The sequence below is a fragment of the bacterium genome (assembly GCA_022616075.1).
Classification (GTDB): Bacteria; Acidobacteriota; HRBIN11; order JAKEFK01; family JAKEFK01; genus JAKEFK01.
This window is the reverse complement of record JAKEFK010000035.1, coordinates 26,025-45,535: the sequence shown is the minus strand read 5'-3', so window position 1 is coordinate 45,535 and position 19,511 is coordinate 26,025. Positions and strand designations below refer to the sequence as shown.

The 19,511-nt window shown below is 47.7% G+C and carries 20 protein-coding genes and 1 pseudogene; 14 read left to right on the top strand and 7 right to left on the bottom strand.

Translation table 11 applies throughout. The features are described 5' to 3' along the window. Window positions 1–635, bottom strand: a 635-nt coding sequence (locus L0156_03140) for a hypothetical protein (protein ID MCI0601983.1), incomplete at its 3' end; no start/stop codon positions are given. Window positions 636–783: 148 nt separating this feature from the next. After that, window positions 784–1,530, bottom strand: a complete 747-nt coding sequence (locus tag L0156_03135) for an ankyrin repeat domain-containing protein (protein MCI0601982.1) — start codon at window positions 1,528–1,530, stop codon at window positions 784–786. An 80-nt stretch (window positions 1,531–1,610) separates the two neighbouring features. On the opposite strand from L0156_03135, the gene L0156_03130 reads away from it, so the two are divergent. Further along, window positions 1,611–2,492 carry a flap endonuclease gene (locus L0156_03130; GenBank protein MCI0601981.1) on the top strand — a complete coding sequence of 294 codons (882 nt, stop codon included), beginning with the start codon at window positions 1,611–1,613 and terminating at the stop codon, window positions 2,490–2,492. Here the strand turns inward: L0156_03130 and waaC are convergent. After that, window positions 2,455–3,492: a lipopolysaccharide heptosyltransferase I gene (gene waaC / locus L0156_03125; GenBank protein ID MCI0601980.1), complete on the bottom strand. Its 1,038-nt coding sequence runs from the start codon at window positions 3,490–3,492 to the stop codon at window positions 2,455–2,457. The two genes, L0156_03130 and waaC, sit on opposite strands and share 38 nt — an antisense overlap. Beyond that, window positions 3,492–4,148: a 2OG-Fe(II) oxygenase gene (locus L0156_03120; protein MCI0601979.1), complete on the bottom strand. Its 657-nt coding sequence runs from the start codon at window positions 4,146–4,148 to the stop codon at window positions 3,492–3,494. The genes waaC and L0156_03120 overlap by 1 nt, the downstream gene beginning before the upstream one ends. A 156-nt stretch (window positions 4,149–4,304) precedes the next feature. Here L0156_03120 and L0156_03115 point away from each other — a divergent pair, with 156 nt between their 5' ends. The 7 genes from L0156_03115 (at window position 4,305) to L0156_03085 (ending at window position 11,559) form a co-directional block, all read left to right on the top strand. Then, a complete protein-coding gene (locus L0156_03115) occupies window positions 4,305–5,549 on the top strand; it encodes an O-antigen ligase family protein (protein MCI0601978.1) in 1,245 nt (414 codons plus the stop codon). Between the two features lie 24 nt (window positions 5,550–5,573). Further along, window positions 5,574–7,358 (top strand): hypothetical protein, encoded by a 1,785-nt coding sequence (locus L0156_03110; GenBank protein ID MCI0601977.1) that lies wholly within the window; start codon window positions 5,574–5,576, stop codon window positions 7,356–7,358. Between the two features lie 43 nt (window positions 7,359–7,401). Beyond that, window positions 7,402–7,932 (top strand): RNA polymerase sigma factor, encoded by a 531-nt coding sequence (locus L0156_03105; protein ID MCI0601976.1) that lies wholly within the window; start codon window positions 7,402–7,404, stop codon window positions 7,930–7,932. Then, a complete protein-coding gene (locus L0156_03100) occupies window positions 7,929–8,276 on the top strand; it encodes a hypothetical protein (GenBank protein ID MCI0601975.1) in 348 nt (115 codons plus the stop codon). Before L0156_03105 ends, L0156_03100 begins: the two co-directional genes overlap by 4 nt. Window positions 8,277–8,280: 4 nt before the next feature. Beyond that, window positions 8,281–8,694, top strand: coding sequence for a periplasmic heavy metal sensor (locus L0156_03095; protein MCI0601974.1), 414 nt, complete (start codon window positions 8,281–8,283; stop codon window positions 8,692–8,694). Beyond that, window positions 8,691–10,088, top strand: a complete 1,398-nt coding sequence (locus tag L0156_03090; GenBank protein ID MCI0601973.1) for a glycoside hydrolase — start codon at window positions 8,691–8,693, stop codon at window positions 10,086–10,088. Before L0156_03095 ends, L0156_03090 begins: the two co-directional genes overlap by 4 nt. 148 nt (window positions 10,089–10,236) lie before the next feature. After that, window positions 10,237–11,559, top strand: coding sequence for a tryptophan 7-halogenase (locus tag L0156_03085; GenBank protein MCI0601972.1), 1,323 nt, complete (start codon window positions 10,237–10,239; stop codon window positions 11,557–11,559). 120 nt (window positions 11,560–11,679) lie between these two features. Here L0156_03085 and L0156_03080 read toward each other — a convergent pair whose 3' ends face one another. Further along, on the bottom strand, window positions 11,680–12,417 hold the full coding sequence (locus L0156_03080) for a hypothetical protein (GenBank protein MCI0601971.1): 738 nt from the start codon (window positions 12,415–12,417) through the stop codon (window positions 11,680–11,682). Window positions 12,418–12,491: 74 nt separating this feature from the next. Between L0156_03080 and L0156_03075 the strand changes: the two genes are divergently transcribed. Further along, window positions 12,492–13,052 carry a hypothetical protein gene (locus tag L0156_03075; GenBank protein MCI0601970.1) on the top strand — a complete coding sequence of 187 codons (561 nt, stop codon included), beginning with the start codon at window positions 12,492–12,494 and terminating at the stop codon, window positions 13,050–13,052. A 5-nt stretch (window positions 13,053–13,057) separates the two neighbouring features. Here the strand turns inward: L0156_03075 and L0156_03070 are convergent. Together L0156_03070 and L0156_03065 are read right to left on the bottom strand one after the other, a co-directional pair. Next, a pseudogene (locus L0156_03070) lies at window positions 13,058–13,770 on the bottom strand (DNA alkylation repair protein). 12 nt (window positions 13,771–13,782) lie between these two features. Beyond that, a complete protein-coding gene (locus L0156_03065) occupies window positions 13,783–14,208 on the bottom strand; it encodes a YciI family protein (protein MCI0601969.1) in 426 nt (141 codons plus the stop codon). A 93-nt stretch (window positions 14,209–14,301) separates the two neighbouring features. Here L0156_03065 and L0156_03060 point away from each other — a divergent pair, with 93 nt between their 5' ends. The 5 genes from L0156_03060 to L0156_03040 all read left to right on the top strand — a co-directional run bounded on the left by L0156_03060 (window position 14,302) and on the right by L0156_03040 (window position 19,476). Continuing rightward, window positions 14,302–15,252, top strand: coding sequence for a glycosyltransferase family 2 protein (locus L0156_03060; protein ID MCI0601968.1), 951 nt, complete (start codon window positions 14,302–14,304; stop codon window positions 15,250–15,252). 22 nt (window positions 15,253–15,274) lie between these two features. Then, the gene (locus L0156_03055; GenBank protein MCI0601967.1) at window positions 15,275–15,823 is read left to right on the top strand and encodes a dTDP-4-dehydrorhamnose 3,5-epimerase family protein; all 549 of its coding nucleotides are present in this window, start codon (window positions 15,275–15,277) and stop codon (window positions 15,821–15,823) included. A 72-nt stretch (window positions 15,824–15,895) separates the two neighbouring features. Continuing rightward, window positions 15,896–17,899, top strand: coding sequence for a hypothetical protein (locus L0156_03050; GenBank protein MCI0601966.1), 2,004 nt, complete (start codon window positions 15,896–15,898; stop codon window positions 17,897–17,899). 176 nt (window positions 17,900–18,075) lie between these two features. Continuing rightward, window positions 18,076–18,828, top strand: coding sequence for a hypothetical protein (locus L0156_03045; protein ID MCI0601965.1), 753 nt, complete (start codon window positions 18,076–18,078; stop codon window positions 18,826–18,828). 189 nt (window positions 18,829–19,017) lie between these two features. Continuing rightward, entirely contained in the window at window positions 19,018–19,476 is a 459-nt protein-coding gene (locus L0156_03040; GenBank protein ID MCI0601964.1) for an OsmC family protein, read from the top strand. Window positions 19,477–19,511: the final 35 nt, after the last annotated feature.

Below are 19,511 nucleotides of genomic sequence, written 5' to 3'. Positions count from 1 at the left end.
TTTTCCCAGGTTTTGCCACCATCACTGCTTCGCTTAATGTCATTTCCTGTTGTCAGCTCCGGCAACAAAACGTATGTCGTGTTTCCCGCAGCTCCGAGATTTCCTTCGCAACAGGCGCCATGTGTCTGGCTCTTCCATTTTGTGGGTGAAGTGGATGCTTTTTGTGATGAAAAAGTCCATGTGCCAGAGTATCCCGAATTAACTACTGTGAAAGGCGAAACCAGAATTTCATATTTTCCGGAGGCTTTTTCGATGAAAACTTTTTCTGAATTTGTTCCACCCTGAGTGGAGCTGATTACCTCATTCCCTTGTTCATCGAATACAAAAAGATCGAAATCATTTGCTGTGTCCGCCCAGGTGATCGAAAGCGCGACGCCACCGGACTTCCCGACCCAGAAAGCTGGATCAACAGCGACTGTGAGCTGGTAGTGGTCACAAATCAAGTTGAGACTATCGGCGTTTGCAGGAGGGCACGCCGCGGGATCAGCTACGACTGCAGCCACATAAGTCTGTCCCTGCCACGCTCCTGATGTGGTGAGGGGACCGGCAGTTGCCGAAGACGGCGTCGCCGCGATCACGTTGTTGCTAAATGAAAGAACGAGAATAAACAGCAAAGATATTTTCTTCCAGCTCATATGAGACCTCCATCCGTATTAATAAACGAGCTGGATCAGTCGAACAATGAGGGAAAGACCCCGAATTTGGGAAAAAATCACCCCATTCTAAAAGAGGAAGCGCAGGCTTCGAGCTGTATTATGGGCCGCGGGCTTCCAGCCCCGCCAATTATTCCGTTACGCCTTTTTCAGCCAGTGCGACGATCGCTTCCTTATAGCCGGCCTGTTTTGCAATCTCGAAGACGCTCCTGCCATCGTTCGTTCTGGCGCGAACGTCAGCGCCATGATCGATCAGATACTTGATCACTTCGATACGCGCCGTTTTACAAGCAATCATCAAAGGGGTGAGGCCATCTTTCGTTTTTGCATTCACATTTGCGCCCGATTCAATCAACAGTCGAATGGTCCCGGTCTTAAAATGATTCGAGGATGCTTTCATTAAAGCGGTTGTTCCAGATTCATCAGATTCATTCACATTCGCTTTTGCATCGAGAAGTGCGCGAACAATTTGCGCGTACTCTTTTCCTTCATAGTTTGCGGCAACCATCAGTGAAGTCAGACCGGTCGAATCACCAGCGTTAACGTCTGCGCCTTTTGCGATCAACGCACCAACCATCTTTTCATTTCCTGAATCGGCCGCCCACTGCAATGCAGTCCCACCCCATTTATTTTTTGCATTTACATCTGCTCCTGCCTGAATCAATGTCTGTGCGATCTCGTGCTCTCCCTTCCTAACCGCCCACATCAACACAGTTGCTCCATTCACCTTATCTTTCTCATTGACGTCTGCGCCTTTCTTGATTAGCTCTTTGACAACATCCAACTTTCCGTCATCCGTCGCATCAATCAGTCGCTCATCGGCAGCTTGCGATTGTGAAACGCAGACAAGAAGAAAAAAGAGAATGAGACTTTTCACGACTAGTTCTAGAGATTATATCCGCTTCTGTTCCGTGCTGGAGATTGCGTTGCGCCGGCATTCGCCGCACAATTACCTGTGTGAAAGTTTATTTAATTGACGGCACGTACGAGCTTTTTCGTCATTACTACGCGCTTCCCAAACACATCACGGCGCGCGGAGAAGAAGTTGGTGCTGTGCGGGGAGTGCTCACTTCAGTTCTCTCGCTTCTGAACTCTGGAGTCACGCACATTGCGGTCGCCACAGACCATGTAATTGAGTCTTTCAGAAACATTTTGTGGAGCGATTACAAAGACAGCACGGGCGTTGCGCCCGATCTTCTTTCACAGTTTCCGCTACTGGAGGAATCCTTGCGCGGTATGGGGGTGCTCGTTTGGGCAATGGTTGAATACGAAGCGGACGACGCCCTGGCTGCGGGGGCGGCGCTGTACCGGGATAAAGTCGAGCAAGTGCTCATCTGCACGCCGGACAAGGATCTGGGGCAATGCGTTGTCGGAGATCAAGTGGTTCAATTTGACCGCAGACAGCGAAAGTTGATCAACGAAAAGGGTGTGATAGAAAAGTTTGGTGTGCTGCCCGAATCGATTCCCGATTATCTTGCGCTGGTTGGTGATGCCGCCGATGGATATCCGGGCCTTCCCGGTTGGGGAGCAAAAGCTGCATCGGCGGTCTTAGCGCGCTACAAGCATCTGGAAGAGATCCCTGACAACCCTCGTGATTGGAAAATTTCCATCAGAAGCGCAGACCGGTTGGCAAGTACGCTTCGCGAACAACGGGAACTCGTTCTTCTCTTCCGCCAACTCGCGACACTTGTAACCAAAGGACCTGTTAAAGATAAGTTGGAGAATCTCGAATGGTCCGGACCATCTCCGCAATTCCGCGAAATCTGTTCACGTCTCGAAGCGCCGGAACTGCCCGGCCGAGTCAACCAACTTGCGTCGATCCGCGCTTCTCGAAAATAAGGTGTTCCAGGGAACTCCAGACCACTTCCGGAGTCATTGAGGCAAAGCAAGCAGGTTTTGCCACCGGCATTCTGGAATAATCACAAACGGAGCGGTGGCACTTTACACACTCAAAATCCGATGCGATATGCATTTGATTCTTTCCGGTAGCGCCGACTAGAAACGGATCCGTTGCGCCGTAAAGAGTTACCGAAGGAATGTCCAGCGCGGCAGCAATGTGACTCAAGCCGGTATCCAAACCAACTGTTGCATGAGCTCCGATAAGTACAGATGCCTTTTCGGAGATAGAAAGATCATCTAACAGGATCGCTTCTTTGCGCTCGGCAGCAATCATCCGTGCGCGCTCTTTTTCAGCTAGATTTCCCCATACCAGAACAACATGAAAGCCTGCGTGTATCGCTTTCGCAGTAAGTTCCTGCCAGTAATTCTCAGGCCAACATTTGGATTCCCAACTAGTGCTGTGAATAAAAACAAGATATGGATTCTTCAGATTCAGCGGATTGACCGGTAGACGGGAACGATCGATCCCGTAATTCACATTGTTTTCATCAAATGTGTAGCTCAAGGCGCGCGCCATCAATTCTCTCATGCGTCGAATGGAGTGTCGTTGTTTCGAAACAAAATATTGTTTGCGATACAGCAAATCCGCGCCCCGTTCGTTCACAGAATTTCCGTTGTAGCCGCAACTCAGTCCTTTCGCGAAACGCGCAATGGCAGCGCTTTTCCACTGTCCCTGAAGATCGATGACGAGATCGTATTCACAGCTTCGCAGCTTTGCAAAAAAGCTTTTAAATTCAGGAGAGCGTAAATTTGTGAGACGCCTTGGTGGACTGCCAATAACGTTCCGAACGGAAGAATGCCATCCCGGGATCTCAGCAAATGCTCGATCTACAACCCAATCCAATTGAATATCCTGGATGGACCGGGCCGCGTCCGTTACTGCCGGCAGACTATGAACCACATCGCCCATGGAGGAAAGGCGCACGATTAAAACGCGCACTAGTACTCATCACCTCGCGAAAACCAGCTTCGCCAACTCTTCCATCTGGCTGAAAGATTATGTTTGGAAAGATGTTGTCTCAACGCAGCTTCGTTCGTTAAATAGTTCAATTGAATCGCGCGGCGCTCGCCTTCAAAAGGTTTATGCCCGTGCCAGCAATTGTCTGTGACTTTAAAGATCAGACATTGTCCTAAAGTGGGCGGAATTTCAGCAACGTAATTTTCCAGATCTTCTCCGTTCCGCAAGATCCGTAAACGGCCCGCGTCAGAGTTCCATTCCGGATTCAAATAGAGCAGCAAAGTAACAATTTTCGATTTTGTATCGGTATGAATGCGGCCGTCCTTCGCCCGTGTCCTGCCTCTGAGCGTGATGAATGCAGGGCGGTTCCTCAGATCCACATCGAATTTTTTCTGGATCGCGGATCGCAAAGCATCACCTTCCATTTCCTCTATAAAACGTCGGAAAAGCGGACCACCCTCCAACAGATCCACCGGAACTGAACCGGCAAAATCTATTTTAGGGAACTCATTTGCTACTTGATCAGCGGTTTCTATCCGCAGGAAATCGGAAACGATCAGGAACGGAAATGGATCCTGACTGACCGAAGCATTTTCGAGCGCTGCAAAATTAATAATGGTTTGATCTGTGACCGGCATAGACGCTGATAATGGTACTACCAACGTCGAAATTCAAGCAAACATGTGTTAACTTGTGTGGAGCGCAGGCAAATACGTCCGCGCGTCGTGAGTCCACGAGTCTACGCGAAGACGCAAAGACTCGCGACGCGATGACGCGGATGCCCGCGCTCCATTATGCTGGATTCCTTAAAGCAAAGCATCCGGTCGCGCGAAGGAAGCGCGCGTCTACTCTGGATGCTGTGTCTGTTGTTTATTTTCTCCATTTCTTTTTCCATTGCTGCTTCGCACATATTGCTTTCGGCAACAACTTTCGTCTACCTCTATTGGAAATTCCGCCTTGATCGCCGTTTTCCCCAATTCCCGATCATGATTCCCGCTATGGCGTTTTGTTACTGTGTTTTTCTATCAGCAGTTTTTTCGATCCATCCCGCCAATAGTCTGTTCAATGCAAAGAATCTTGCGCTATTTATTATCCTGCCGATTTTCTATGACACGGTGCGGGATCTGGAGGATATCAAACTGATTTTCGGAGTCCTGATCTTTGCAGGAGTCATCTCAGCCTTGTACGGCCTAACGCAGTTCTTTGCATCGAGCGATGATCTGCTGGAAAAACGTCTTACCAGTTTCATGGGTCACTGGATGACTTTTTCCGGGTTGCTGATGATTCTGAACGTATTGCTTTTTTCACATCTTCTGTTTTCAAAAAAACATCCAGTCTGGTTCTATCCGGCATTTGGTGTTATTTCACTGGCTCTCCTGCTTTCTTTAACACGCAACGCATGGTTCGGGTTCCTGACAGCAGCTACGGTTCTGATTGCCATGCGAAAAGTACGGTGGATGATTGCAGTTCCACTTGTGCTCGCCATTGTGTTTATCGGATCGATCCTCATTTTTCCATCCGCCGTAGCAAATCGTATCAGCAACATTTTCAATCCGAACGAAACGTCGAACCGGGACCGCATCCTCATGATACGAAGTGGTTGGGAGATCATTAAGGACTATCCGATTACCGGTGTGGGAATCAATATGATCAAAGAGGTTTACCCGCAATATCGCTCACCGGACAGCGTCTTTCGGAACAACCAGCATCTTCATAACAACGTTGTGCAGATGGCTGCGGAAAATGGAATCATCGCCTTGATCGCATGGCTGTGGCTGATTGGCAAAGTTCTGTCCGATTTGATCCGGTGGAAGAGAAGCGAGATGAGTCGCGAAGAACAATTCATGATTCACGGCACCATCGGAATTGTGATCTCGTTGTTCGTTGCCGGAATGTTTGAATACAATTTTGGCGATTCGGAAATCAAAATGCTTTTTCTTGCCCTCATCACACTTCCTTATGCCTGGCACAAACGACTTCAAACCGAAAAACAAAACGAAGTGGAAATGATTCCCGCTATGGGGTCGCATTTTTCATAGGACTATAGCCCCCAAGTTATCAGGATGAAATTTGCGTTAGGTAAAATTTACATACCACTCGCAATGATTCCTGCATTACTGGTAATCATTGTCATTCTCAAATTTGGAGTGAACGTTCCCTACTGGGATGATTGGGTATTTGTTCCTTTCCTGGAAAAGTTTCACGAAGGTCAGCTGACGGTTAAGGATTTCTTTGCCCAACATAACGAGCACCGGTTGATTTTTCCGCGGTTAGCAAAACTCGGATTGATATCCATCAGTCGCTGGAACACATTCTATGAGCTTTTCGCCTCCTGGGCATTCATCCTGCTCACCTGGCTGACGTTATGGGATTTGCTGCGCATCACATTCGGAGTCGAGTTGAAGAAGTTGATCAAACCTTTTGTGGTTGTGAATTCGATTATGCTCTTCTCCCTCGCTCAAGGTGAGAATTTCATTTGGGGCTGGCAACTGCACTGGTTTATGTCGAACTTCTTCGGGATTTTCTCGATTTGGGCCCTCGCCCGCTGGAAGGGTCTATGGCGTGGCATCCTTGTCGCCTCACTGGCGGCATTTGTGACAACGTATTCAATCGCTACTGGACAGTTCCTCTGGGGGCTGGGACTTTTGGTTCTGATCCTGGAACGCAAAACGTGGAAACCCCGCCAGATTTTGTTTTGGGCAATTGCCGGAGCACTCTCGATCGGACTTTATTTTTATCCAATCAAGTACCAAAGTAGAAATATCTTTGCATTCGTAGATACGCCATTCACTTTCGCGCAATTCATTTTCGTCAGCCTCGGTTCACACTTCGGAGCCATGGACCTCGATCTGTCTTTCCTGTGCGGCGTGTGCGGTTTACTGATGTTTGGCATCTCGCTCGCTTTTTTGTGGCGGCGCGGTTCAACATGGGGTTTTAAAATACTCCCCTGGACCGCGCTGGCGATCTATGGGTTGTTGAGCGTTATCTCAACTGCTATAGGGAGGGCGCAAGGGACGGCGTGGCAGCATCCTCTGGTCAGCCGTTACTCGATCTTCGCCGTTTTATTCTGGATCGGCGCGCTGGTGAATGTGGTTGTCGCTGCGCAAATCCTCCTGCAGATCGCAAAACGGAATGCGTCGCGTGTGCAACTCGTGCTTGCATTGTTGGCGCCGTTCCTCCTCTGGGGTTACGTCAATACAGCTATCCGCCGCTACGAAAAGATGGGTTATTTCAGCAACCGGTTTCACATCGGGCAGAGCGCATTGTATGACTATCGGTTCGCAAAGGATCAGGAACTTAAACTGCTCACTTTTCTCAAACCGGATGAACTTCGCCGCCGGGCTGCCGTGCTGGAAGCGCAACGTCTCGGACTATTTTGCGAAGGCACGAGCGCAGAAATCGTTGCTCGTTTGAAAAGCGCATGGACTGAAGAAGTCAAGAATTTGAAACTCACCGAAGTGAACGCCGATTTGATCTCCATCATTCGTGGAGAACCTGACGACGTGAAGCAAGTGGGCAGTCTATTGGAGTTCACAGTCAGGCAACAGAGTGGCATTCATTGTTCACTCCCTTCGAATGATTTGCCACGACTCACGTCACGCTCACGCATTTTTGTAATCGAGTCACAGAACGCGAGTAACGTCTGGATCCTGTTGCACCGCAAACACGGAATGCAAGTGTTACCCGTATATTCTGTACCTTTGAAAAACAACTGGAAAACATTTCGACTGGAAGTTCCACGCGGAGTGCGGCGTTATGACTTTGGACTGCATTACACCGGCGAACGACCAATTACGGACAAAGTAAAAATACTGATTTACGACCGCCCAAAATCTTCAAAGAAGTAAATTGGTCCTGTCCTATATTCCAGAGGCTGGCGCAACTAACAATATGAAAATGCCTGAAAGCGATGATGCAAGCGACTGGTCTGAACTGGAACGGAAGCTGGAAGAGCTTCATCCTTACAGCTTTGGTTGGACGCTTGGACGTTGCGGATGGAACAAAGAAGAAGCGGAAGAGGTTCTGCAAATGACCTACGTGAAAATCCTTGAAGGAAGAGCCATTTATCGCGGCAAATCCAGTCTTAAAACATGGCTCTTCGCGGTCATTCGAAAAACAGCGGCTGAGTATCAGCGTCGCAAATTTTTCCGGAATCTCGGTCTGGTCCGCTTTCTGCAGTCACGACCTGAGGCCGAACCTTCCACTGAGGCTGCGGAAAATCAACTCCGAGAGCGGGTCCTTGAAGTGCTGAAATCACTACCCGTGAGACAACGCGAGGTTCTTGAACTTGTTTTTTATCAGGATCTGACGATCGAACAGGCCGCGGAAGTAATGGACGTTTCGATCGGAACTGCGCGAACCCACTACAAGCGGGCAAAGGAACAGATGAGAAACAAAATGAAAACTGCGGAGAATCTATGAAACACCAAGATGATTCTGATCTTCGAAAGATCTTTGAAGAAATTCGCCGCTTCGATCAACAAAATCTTCCTTCCTTTCGGCGCCTCCGGTCTAAAGAAAGAAGATCATCCCAAACGCCTTTTCCTGTATATGTAACTTCCGCTGTTCTGACGATCATTCTTCTCGGGATCTCGCTGCATTACTTTTCACCAGGTCCGCAAATCGTGAAAGTTTCTTCACTTGAAGAGTGGAAAGCCCCTACTGATTTTCTGTTGAGAACACCAGGCATTGAGGTAATTGAAATGGTTCCGAACCTTGAATCTTCCGTCTTACCTGATTCTGTCATCAAGCAAAACAAGGAGTAAAACAATGAAATGGATTCAGTTTCTTCTTTTGATAACTTTTTTGATCGCGCCTGTTCTGTTTGCGGAAGAGGATCCGATTGCGCGGATTCTTTTCCCACCGGAAATTGTGATGCGCCATCAACAGGACATTGGTCTGAATGAAAGTCAGCAAAATGCAATCAAGAATGAGATTCAGAAAGCGCAATCTAAATTCCTTGATTTGCAATGGCAGCTCCAATCAGAGGCCAGGACGCTTGCGGAGCTCTTATCGAACCATCCGGTGGACGAGGGAAAGATTCTGTCTCAAGCAGACAAAGTAATGAACCTGGAACGGGACATTAAAAAAACACATCTCTCTCTTCTAGTCCGGATCAAAAATCAGCTATCCGAACAGCAACAAGCAAAACTTCAACAGATAAGACAAACAGAATCAAAATGAGAGTGTTTGTTCACTTCTTCTTTATGATCTGCATGATTCCGTTCACTGTCACCCTCTTCGGATGGGATCAGGATCAGCGATTAACATTCAATGACGGCATCTCAAAACTAAGTTTCAATTTTGCGCGCTGTATTGCAACAGACGATGCGGGTGTTGTCCATATTGTTTGGTATGATTCGCGTGATGGCGAGGCCCAAATCTATTACAAACGTTCAAGTGACAGAGGGATTACGTGGGGCCCGGATTTTAAGATCTCTGAAGATTCAGTCTCCAGTTCCCATCCGTCCATCGCTGCATCGGGCACGAATGTCTATATAGTCTGGTTTGGAGTCGATGCAGGCAATTCCAACATCTACTTCAGACGTTCTCACAATGGCGGAGCTACCTGGAAGGACACGGTTCCGTTAACGCGAAGTGACAAATCAGCGCATCCATCGATTGCAGCCACAGAAGAGGACGTGCACGTCGTTTGGATGGATAGTCGCAGCGGAAATACGGAGGTTTATACCCGCCGCTCATTCAATCAAGGTTTAACCTGGAAAAAGGAACAACGCATCTCTGAATTTCCATTTGAATCGTGGGTTCCGGCGGTTGCGGCCTCAGGTAAAGATGTATTTATCGCGTGGGTCGATTATAAAGATGCAAACGAAGAGGAATACCTGCGCCGTTCCAGGAATCGTGGAAAAACGTGGGATCCTCCAGTTCGGCTTACCAATGATCCAGCTGATTCCTGGGCTCCTTCACTCGTCCTTGCGGGGGACAATATACACGTGGCATGGTTCGACCGGCGTAATGCGCTTGCAACCGATGCTCAGGTGGAATCGAAACTGGATGGCGCAATGGCGCTTGTCGGACTACCGCCTGAACCTGCGCCTCCACGCGATCCTTCCGTGTACTATCTGCCTGAATTCCACCATCGAATTCAAGACAAGATGCAGAGAATTCAAATGATCGCCCCCTTCTGGGTTGCAAACGGAGGCGACCTGAAGGCGCTCGATTCACTGTTGCGTGAGTTCGAACGTAAGTTTGAGCAATGGGCCACAGGTTGGGAAATTTATTACAAACGCTCCACGGATGGGGGAACCACCTGGAGCAATGATCTTCGCCTCACAAAAGCCCGGGGAGTCTCACAAAGACCTGCAATCGCCGCAAATGATAAGGAATTGCATATCGTCTGGTTTGATCAGCGAAAAGGAAATTGGGAAGTGTACTACAAAAATTCAGACGACAACGGAGTCAGTTGGAAAAAAGACTTTCGTTTGACGAAAGCCAAAAAGGATTCCATGCATCCAACGATTGCTGTTTCCAGCGGGCTCCTTCACGTTCTGTGGTTTGATGAGAGGGATGGAAACGCGGAAATCTATTACAAACGGAAATCAACAACAGAGCCCTAGGGATTTGGTCACCGGCCACGGGGCACTCGTCACCATTAGCAGTGCTCATAACACTTGCGCGTTGCTAAATCCTCCGACTTAATCTAATTTCATATCTCATGCCCATACAGTAATGAGTCATGAGCACTTTGAATTTGGAGGCTTTTGAATGGTTCAGGTTAGGCAGGATTCCGCCGATGTGGTGGTAATTGGGGGCGGACCGGGCGGCTCGACTGTATCCACATTCATTGCACAGCAAGGCTACAGAGTTGAGCTTTTCGAACGCGAGAAGTTCCCGCGGTTTCACATCGGCGAATCGTTGATCCCTGAAACATACTGGGTCTTGAAGCGGCTGGGAATGCTGCCGAAGATGCAGAAGAGTCACTTCGTCAAAAAATACAGCGTGCAATTCGTGAACGCCAACGGAAAACTTTCAGCGCCGTTTTACTTCTGGGATAACAAACCACACGAATGTTCACAGACGTGGCAGGTTGCACGCAGCGAATTCGATCAAATGATGCTCAATCATGCGAGAGAGAATGGCGTAAAAGTTCACGAAGGTGTGCGGGTCCTGAATGTCCTGTTCGACAATGATCGCTCCACCGGCGTGACGATCAAAATGGAAGATGGGACTACACGCGATGTGAAAGCCAGAGTAGTCGTTGATGCGAGCGGCCAGAATGGACTGTTGATGAATAAGCTCAATCTGAGAATCTGGGACCCGGTGCTCAATAAAGGCGCGATCTGGACGTACTGGGAAGGCGCATATCGTGATAGCGGAAGAGATGAAGGCGCAACCATGGTTCTGCAGACCGTAACAAGAAACGGCTGGTTCTGGTACATTCCTTTGCACAACAACATCGTTAGCGTAGGAGTTGTGGCGCCGTTTGATTATCTGTTCAAGGGACGCAAAGATTATCCGCAGACTTACAACGAAGAGGTGGAACGCTGTCCACCGGTAAAAGAGCGAGTGTCGAATGCAAAGCGCGTCACCGGTTATTTTGCTACGAAGGACTACTCGTACCGGTCAAAACAGTTTGCTGGAAATGGTTGGGTACTGGTTGGGGATGCAGCCGGATTTCTGGATCCGTTGTATTCCTCGGGTGTTCTTCTGGCATTGAAATCGGGAGAAATGGCGGCCGATGCAATCGTAGAAGGATTTGCCAAACAAGACACTTCCGCGGCGCAATTGGGCAAATGGGGACCGCTTTTTAACGAAGGAATCGATCGAATGCGGCGTCTTGTCTGCGAATATTATGACGGTTTTAGCTTCGGCAATTTCGTTCGCAAATATCCTCACCTGCAAGGAACCATCACGGACATATTAATCGGCGATCTCTTCACCGACCGTGTGGATAAGGTTTGGGAACCCATGGAAACGCTTTACCCACCGGGAAAAACTCCAATTCCGCCATGGAATGATGGCACACCCGCTGACAAAACTGAAGACAAAGCAAATGAACTGATTCTTCCGGAAGGACGCAGGCCCTGAGCTCGGAGAATTATCAAATCTCAAATTTCAAAATACAAATAATCTCCAGACTCCAAATTTTCAATTTTCAAACAGCACACCAGGAACTAGTTTGAAAATTGAGCTTTGTGATTTTGGATATTATTTGGAATTTCGGATTTGTGATTTCGTAATCTGAGGCACGAAAAGTGCCGCACAGATCAGTATCCCGAGAGCGGCAAAAGCAGCGAGGATTGCCCGAGTCATGTGTGGAGTTGTTCGGGCAAGTACAAGAACAGTCCCGATGGAAAGACAGTGCAGGATGAGCATCACCCACTTAGAAGTGATTCTTGTCAGCACGTTTAACAATGGTAATGCTGCCAGGATTCCCAGACATCCTATCGAAACCACAATCGACGCCGGGCGTCCTTGTCCGCTGTAACAGATCACCCAGGCAACTATTCCCGCCAAGGTGGCTACTCCGATACGTCCTGAAGATTCAGAACGGAAGCGCCACGCGAACATCATTGTTGGAACCAGAATTCCAAATAAGTATCCCGGGGCTTCTGTGTCAGGTACAGTTGTTATAATACCGGCCATACTGAACGGCAATAGCAGATAAAGCCAACCTGTTGCGGATGCAAATGATGCTGAAAGCCAGACAGTGAGAAGCACGGCGATTCCAAGAAGCCACCAATCTTGATCAAACCACGGAACCTGTCGAAGTAGGGCTGTACCCACCAGGAACGTAAGGGCAATCAAAACTGCGGGTTGAGGCGCCGGCCATCCTTTGCGGCGCCGTGACAGTAACCGCCACGCGACAGAAAGCCCAACAACACCGATTCCCGATATGAGGCCATACAGAATGATCAAAACCAGTTTTTCGGAAATCTCTATCATCTTTTCTTTTCAATGAATGCTATCAAAGTCCTCACGAAAATAGTGTAGTGTAAGTACTATCAGGAGGAAAATTCATGGTTTCAATTGCTTCATTGTGGCTTCCCATTGTTCTATCAGCGGTAATCGTATTCGTTGCGAGTTCGATCATGCACATGCTGCTCAAATATCATCGAAGCGAATACAAAAAACTACCGAACGAAGATTTGATGATCGAAGCCGCCGGTAAACAAGAAGTGCAACCCGGCTTCTACGCGTTTCCTCATACAACGGGTCCCAAAGATATGAAATCTCCGGAAACAATTGAGAAGTTCAAGAAGGGACCTGTCGGTTATCTCACAATTATTCCCAGCGGAGTTCCAGCGATGGGAAAGTATTTAACATGGTGGTTTCTCTATTGCATCCTGGTCGGTGTTTTCGTTGCCTACGTGACGGGACGGACAGTAGGTTCGGGCAGCGATTACCTTGCTGTATTTCGCATTGCGGGGACTGTTGGTTTTCTCGGATATGGAATCGGACATATTCTGGATTCCATCTGGAAAGGACAGCCCTGGAGCGCCACGATGAAGCATGTTATTGATGGTTTCATCTACGGCCTGCTGACCGCGGGCACATTCGGCTGGCTGTGGCCGCGTTGATAGCTTTATCGAACGCTCAAATAATGTTCACGCTGTTTTTTATCAAGACGTTCAATTGCATAACGCAAGAAAGTACGAGGCATAGTAGCGGCATGCTTATCTAAAAAGCGTAACAGTTTTTGCTGATCTTGCTTGCCTGCTTCGCGCAGCCAGCCTCCAGCGGCCTTGTGGATTAAGTCCTGATCGTCATTCAGCAACATTTCGGCGATCTTAAAAGTATCGGTTATATCGTTCTGTCTAATAAAATAGTAGGTACTGACAATAGCAGTGCGGCGTTCCCACATGTTTTTAGAACGCGCAAGTTTGTACAGGATATCGCGCGGTTTATCGAATAAGTAGCCACCGATCACATAGGGAGCGCAAACATCAACCAGATCCCAGTTGTTAATTCTATCCATGCGCCTCAAATAAAGATTGAACAGTTCTTTTCTGCGGCTTTCGGGTGTTTTCTTATTTCGGGCTTGTTTGTCCATGATGCTGAGCGCCCCGGCCCTGACTTCATGAACCGGACTTTCGAGCAATTTCTCGATCTCATCAGGCGGCAGATCAATAAACTCTTTGGCGAGGCCATGCGCACGCCCATGAATTGATCGCCCTCGCCGTACTCACCCTTGCCGGACTTGAAATAACGTTGAATCTTCTTCAGCTCCTCCGGCGAACGATGGGCTTCCATTCTTTTAACAAACCACTTCGCGCTAATCTCCTCTTTTTTTGCCATGTTTAAGGGAGGTTACTTTTTCGCGGCCATCTGTTTGCGGAGGCGTTCTTCCTGTTTCTGAAGCTCGGGCGTGAACTCCTCTCCGAATTCCTTCGGGTCAAACACCTGGCGGATTTCGATCTCCACATCAACGTTCTGCGGGTTGGGAATCCTCTTCACCCATGCAATCGCGTCCGCCATTGAGGGAAGCTCCCAGATCCAGAAACCGGCGATCAATTCTTTTGTCTCAACGAAAGGTCCATCGGTAACAGTAGTTTTTCTACCTGAGAATTTCACACGCGCGCCTTTCGAACTGGGATGAAGTCCCTCTCCAGCCTGCATAATACCGGCTTTTACCAGCTCTTCATTGAAGTTCATCATTTCGGTCAGAAGTGGTTCGGCCGGCATAACTCCCGCCTCCGAATCTTTGTCGGCTTTGATAATCACCATGAATCGCATTCCGTTTACCTCCGAATTGTTGGTTCATCAGATAGTCGTTTGCCCGGGGTCGAAATCGACAGGTGTATAATCAGGACAACTAGGGGACATCCAGTGATTCTGAACGATGCCGATCCCGCGTTTCCCTTGATTTCTGTCGTCATTTCAACTTATAACAGAAGCAATGTTCTGAAATGGGCAATCGAGAGCGTCTCGCATCAATCTTATAAGAATTGGGAGCTCTGGATTATTGGGGATGCTTGCACAGACGATACGGAAACGATGGTTTCCTCTTTCTCTGATCAAAGAATCCATTTTCATAATCTGCCTCAAAATGTTGGGGAGCAATCCGGACCGAATAACGAAGGATGCAAACGTTCTACAGGAGAATACATCGCATTCTTGAATCATGATGATCTCTGGTTTCCGGATCATCTGGAAAAATCATGGGAAACAATGCGGTCGACTGGCTCCGACCTGGTCTTTTCGCTTGTCGACAGAATTGATGCCCGGGGAAAAAGACAACTCAATGGAATATTTCGCAACAAGACATATCATCCGGGACTCTTAGTTCCGGCATCCAGCTGGCTATTCAAACGCGTGTTGTTTGAAGAAATTGGCCCATGGCGCTATTACAAGGAAATCTACAATATTCCTTCACAGGACTGGCTGTTTCGTGTTTGGAAAAGCGGAAAAAAGATTGAAATGGCGCCTTATCTGACTGTGATTGCGATCACCGGCAAACAGCCCGGCAGCTATTCTGAACGAAAAGAAAAAGACCATAAAACAGTATTCGAGCAGCTTCGAAACGATCCCAACCTTCGGGAAAATGAGCTGCTGAAGCTGCTCTTCAGCCAGCATGATGCGCTCATCCATTCCATCGACTATCTATCCGGAGCATCCTTTTCGAAACTATTGAAAGCTCTGCTCTATAAAATTGAGAGAGTTGCACAACGCTTATTAAAAATCGATCCAAGCTCCTATCGACGCAGAATGAAACTTCAGCGCAAAGGAGAATTCATCGATAGACTCAGAAGAATCAAGGGACTTCCTAAGAAGGCCTGAATGAATACAGAGGATCATAATCATGAAAGACGAACTGGAAAGCTCAAAAGGATTTCTGCCCGGCGCAAAAAGAGATAAGCAAAGCATTACTTCTGATTGGCATCTGCTTCAAGAGTTAATTGACGGAGTCAAGATCAGAGAAGTGAGAAACGTCTTAACGAAGAACGGAGGAATACTTACCGAAGTTTTTCGCAGTGATTGGGGTCTTCAGGAAAACCATGTTGACCAGGTCTTTCAACGGAGCCTCGAACCGAATGGAATTAGCGGATGGCATATGCATGGTTTTACGACCGATCGTCTTTTTGTGAATTGGGGATTATTGAAAATTGTTCTTTACGATGCGCGTTCGAACTCAACCACATTCGGACTCATTAACGAATTTTGTTTCGGATCGGTCCTTCCTGCCCTCCTGATTGTTCCTCCGGGTGTCTGGCATGGGGTGCAAAACTTGCGAAACGAAACCAGCGCGCTTCTGAATCTGGTAGACAAAGCGTATCAATATGAAGATCCGGATCACTGGCGCCTGCCAATCGATACAGATAAAATCCCGTATCGATTCGAACTCGGGTAGTTCGTTCGCTGGTGTCCAAATCGAAAGGTTGTGTGCAGGAATTTGTGATATAAATATTTCAAAAAATTGTTCATGAAACTTCATCGCGGCTTTCTCTCGATCATATTTATCCTGGTAATACTTTTTGCGTCCTGTAAGAAAAAAGAAGCCCCTTCCACGGCACAGATGAGAAATCCAATCTACGATTCTCCTGTATTGCAAGTTCCGGCTGCTCAAATGAGAGAAGAATTTCTCAAGGCTTACCGTTTGAAACCTGATCGAAGAGCCTTAATGGCACTAGCAGAAATAGATTATCTGATCACAGGAAAGAACAAGAAACCAACGGAAGCGAGATTTGTTCAAGGACGATGGAAGATCCTTTATGACGATAAGAAGGTCGCCGAGATTCCGGAATTTCCTGATTTTAAGGATTTGCTAAAAATTCTTCAGAAACAGGCCGAAGCATTAGTCGCAAAATACGAGCACACAGAAGCTCGATCCGTTCCGAAGCCTCAAGCGGCTTTTCTGGTGCCCCAAGCAATAGAATCTTTAAGAAACACAAATCAGAAGTGGAAACGGAAGACCCTTGATGTCCAAACTCTTTCGGAAGCTTCGCGATCCCTTACCGCTTTGACCCTCCAAAGTCTGGACCGGCTCGAGATTGCAGATATTGTTTCGGCAAGAGCGCTTGCTGCTACGGTTCTTACTCAAAAGTTATCAGGCGACCCCATGATTCGTGAAGAATGTCTTCTTGCACATTCGATGGGATATTCAAAACACGCGAATGAACTCGCTCTAAAGTTGCCGGAGAATGACCCTGTACGATTATTCTTCGAACAGAAAGACGATCAGTTGCTGAAGACTGCATCCACTCCAGCATCCACTGACCAAACGCGATACCTTAGCATGATGCGCATCTCCCTCAAGCGGGATTCGGGTGCATGGAACAAGTTGTCAACTACACTTTTTAAGAACCGGGACAGCGCTTTAAGTCTGCTCAAAACTGGTCTGGATGTTCGCCAATTTGAAATGGCCGGTCTGTCGCACTACATCCAACCACTTGTCTTTCTTCAGATCACAAAAAATAAAGTTACATCGAAAGAGCTTTCCTCACTCAGACAAGCGGACTCAACCCGCAAATTCGAAACGGAACTTAGCGAATATGCGAAAGCTCAATCAGGACCTTTCTGGGATGCCGAAATTTCTACGGCTTTCTTCCGGGCTTTTTTTTATTCCTCTTTAGATATAGTCGGCCGGCACTATCTGGACTCACTTGCATCCAAAGAGGCTGTATCAGAATTCAGCAGACAACTGGGAAATAGCGCTTCTCCAATCGAGGAACAATTTCACCTCTGGTACACAAAATTGGCGGAATCAGATCAAGGGAAATCGAATGAAAGAGCAATTGTTGCTAACTTCTGGAAACTATCAGAGCTGGGTGCACCTCCACTGATGCGATGGTTCGCACTGTTGATGGATCGTCTTTCGGTTTGGCATCGTGATTTTTCTCTTGTGACAAGAGAGTGCGTATCCAGGTTCGACAGCCGGATATCTCACAGAATGTTTCTGCAAGATGTTGCTTATCAGAGGCTAGGCGATCTGAAACTGGCGGAAACATTGTGCAAGAGTGTTGTTCGAGTGTCAGTAGAAGAATCCGTAGAGACAATGAGGTGTGCGCATTTCATTGGAAATGATGATTTGGTTTTGAAGGCTCTAATGTCAACCAAGAAAGACTTTTCTTCGCGCAGCATTGCCTTGTTTTATCTAAAACGGGACTTCCAAAATCGTGATGTGGTTCAGAAAGCTTTTGAAAACGCAATTCGGCTTGACCCTGAGAGTTGGAATCTAAGAAATCAATATGCAGACTTCTTAAGCGATGCAGACGCTCTTAACGAAGCCTGTACCACAATTGAAGACTGGCTTAAGCACTACGAGGACACATCTTCTGGATTTGATGCCATTCAAGCACGCACACTTCTTGCTCGTGTTTACGGTAGGATGGGCCAGTACCAAAAAGGTTGGAGTACAATCGAACCTGTCGTTTCCAGCTGGCAGGGCGGTGCATTAATGGAGGCTGCCGATTACTGGATCATCTAAAACGCAAAAAGGAGTCGAAAGAAATCCAGGATGCCGCATTAGAACGTTATCCTTCCTCGTTTTGGACCAGAATTGCTGCAGCAAAGATTTCGTGGCGCAACGCACATTACAGGGAAGCGGCTCAAGTCCTTAAGTCTTACAAATATCCTACGAGTTACAATGATTGGTGTTACAGTTTGGCGCCAGAGTTTGGAGAGGTTTTTGCCAATGGGAATTCGGAAGCTGCCATTGCTGCCCTTTCCGCTCTGATCGAAGCTGGGATTCAGCCCACGAACCTGACCTGCCTGGACCACACAATTGAAAAGAAAGGCAATTTTGTTCTGGCGTTCACCGTTCAAGATTATGTTTATCAGCATGGTGCAGCCGACGAGCGTTCGCTTCTTGACTGTTATCGACAGCAAATAAAAATCAAGGATCAAAAAGCGGGGTTGGAATGGCTCAAGGCGAGAGTTCCTTCAAACGATCGAAACCGCTTTTGCCTGAATGCTATTCAGGATCAGGAATTCGCCCTTCTTTGGGACTTTATTCAGCAACCCACTGCGGATAACGATGAAATCGTCTGGCTCATGCGCGCGATTGCCTGCGCCAGAAAAAATGGGAATGATCCCCATAAGAAGGAGTTGCTGCAATACTACACTCGAACGGATACGGATTTTCACCACAAAATGGGGCAGTACCTGATGGGTATCATTAGTGAAAACGAGAGTTTGGATCTTGCAACAGACCCATCAAAAAAAGCTGCGGTAAGTTACGCCATTGCTGTGAAGGCTCACGGCCAAAATCGCTACGAAGATGCTTCGGACTGGTACCGGATCAGCGTAGAAACCGGAGTGGAGAAAGAGGTTTGGTTTAAATTTGCCTGTGACGCTCTGTTTAGATGGTCCCAGAGCGGCCGTGGTTTATGGAAAGCGGCAGAAGAAAAGCTCTAAAAGTGGAGCTGACGGGATTCGAGCCCGTGACGTTCTGAATGCCATTTCCAGTGTGGGAACCAATCACTATCTGACGACTTGTCAATCTTTGACCAACTCACAGACATTTTGTCTCTCACAGCCTTGATTCCTCCCAAGTTCTGCCTGGCTTGAAACTTGCGTAGGAACACTAAAGAAAGGAGAAAAAAGATGGAACAAATTAGCACCCAGGCCAGACATCGTACTTTTATCTACACCACGAACTTAGGGGATATTGGACAGCGAGCTGGAATCCTGAGTTCTCCTGGCAAACAAGAAATTCGCGTCTCCAGCCCTCCTGAATTCAAAGGGGAAGATGGTGTATGGACCCCCGAACATTTCTTCGTAGCGGCAGTGGATTCATGCACAATGATGACCTTTCTGGCATTAGCGAGACGTCAAGGCTTGATGGTGACGAAATACACTTCTCAGGCAACTGGAGTTCTCGAATTTTTGGAAGGCAAGTACAGTTTCAGCAAAGTTATTTTGGAGCCTCACATATTTGTGGAGCACATCGTAGATATTAGAAAAGCTAAGGATCTCTTGAATGAAGCGCACCGTACTTGCTTGATTGCAAACTCCATCCGATCAGAAGTGACCATGGAACCGGTCGTTCAGTGGACCCCGTAAAACGCACAGGATCATGGAATTCACCACCCTATCTT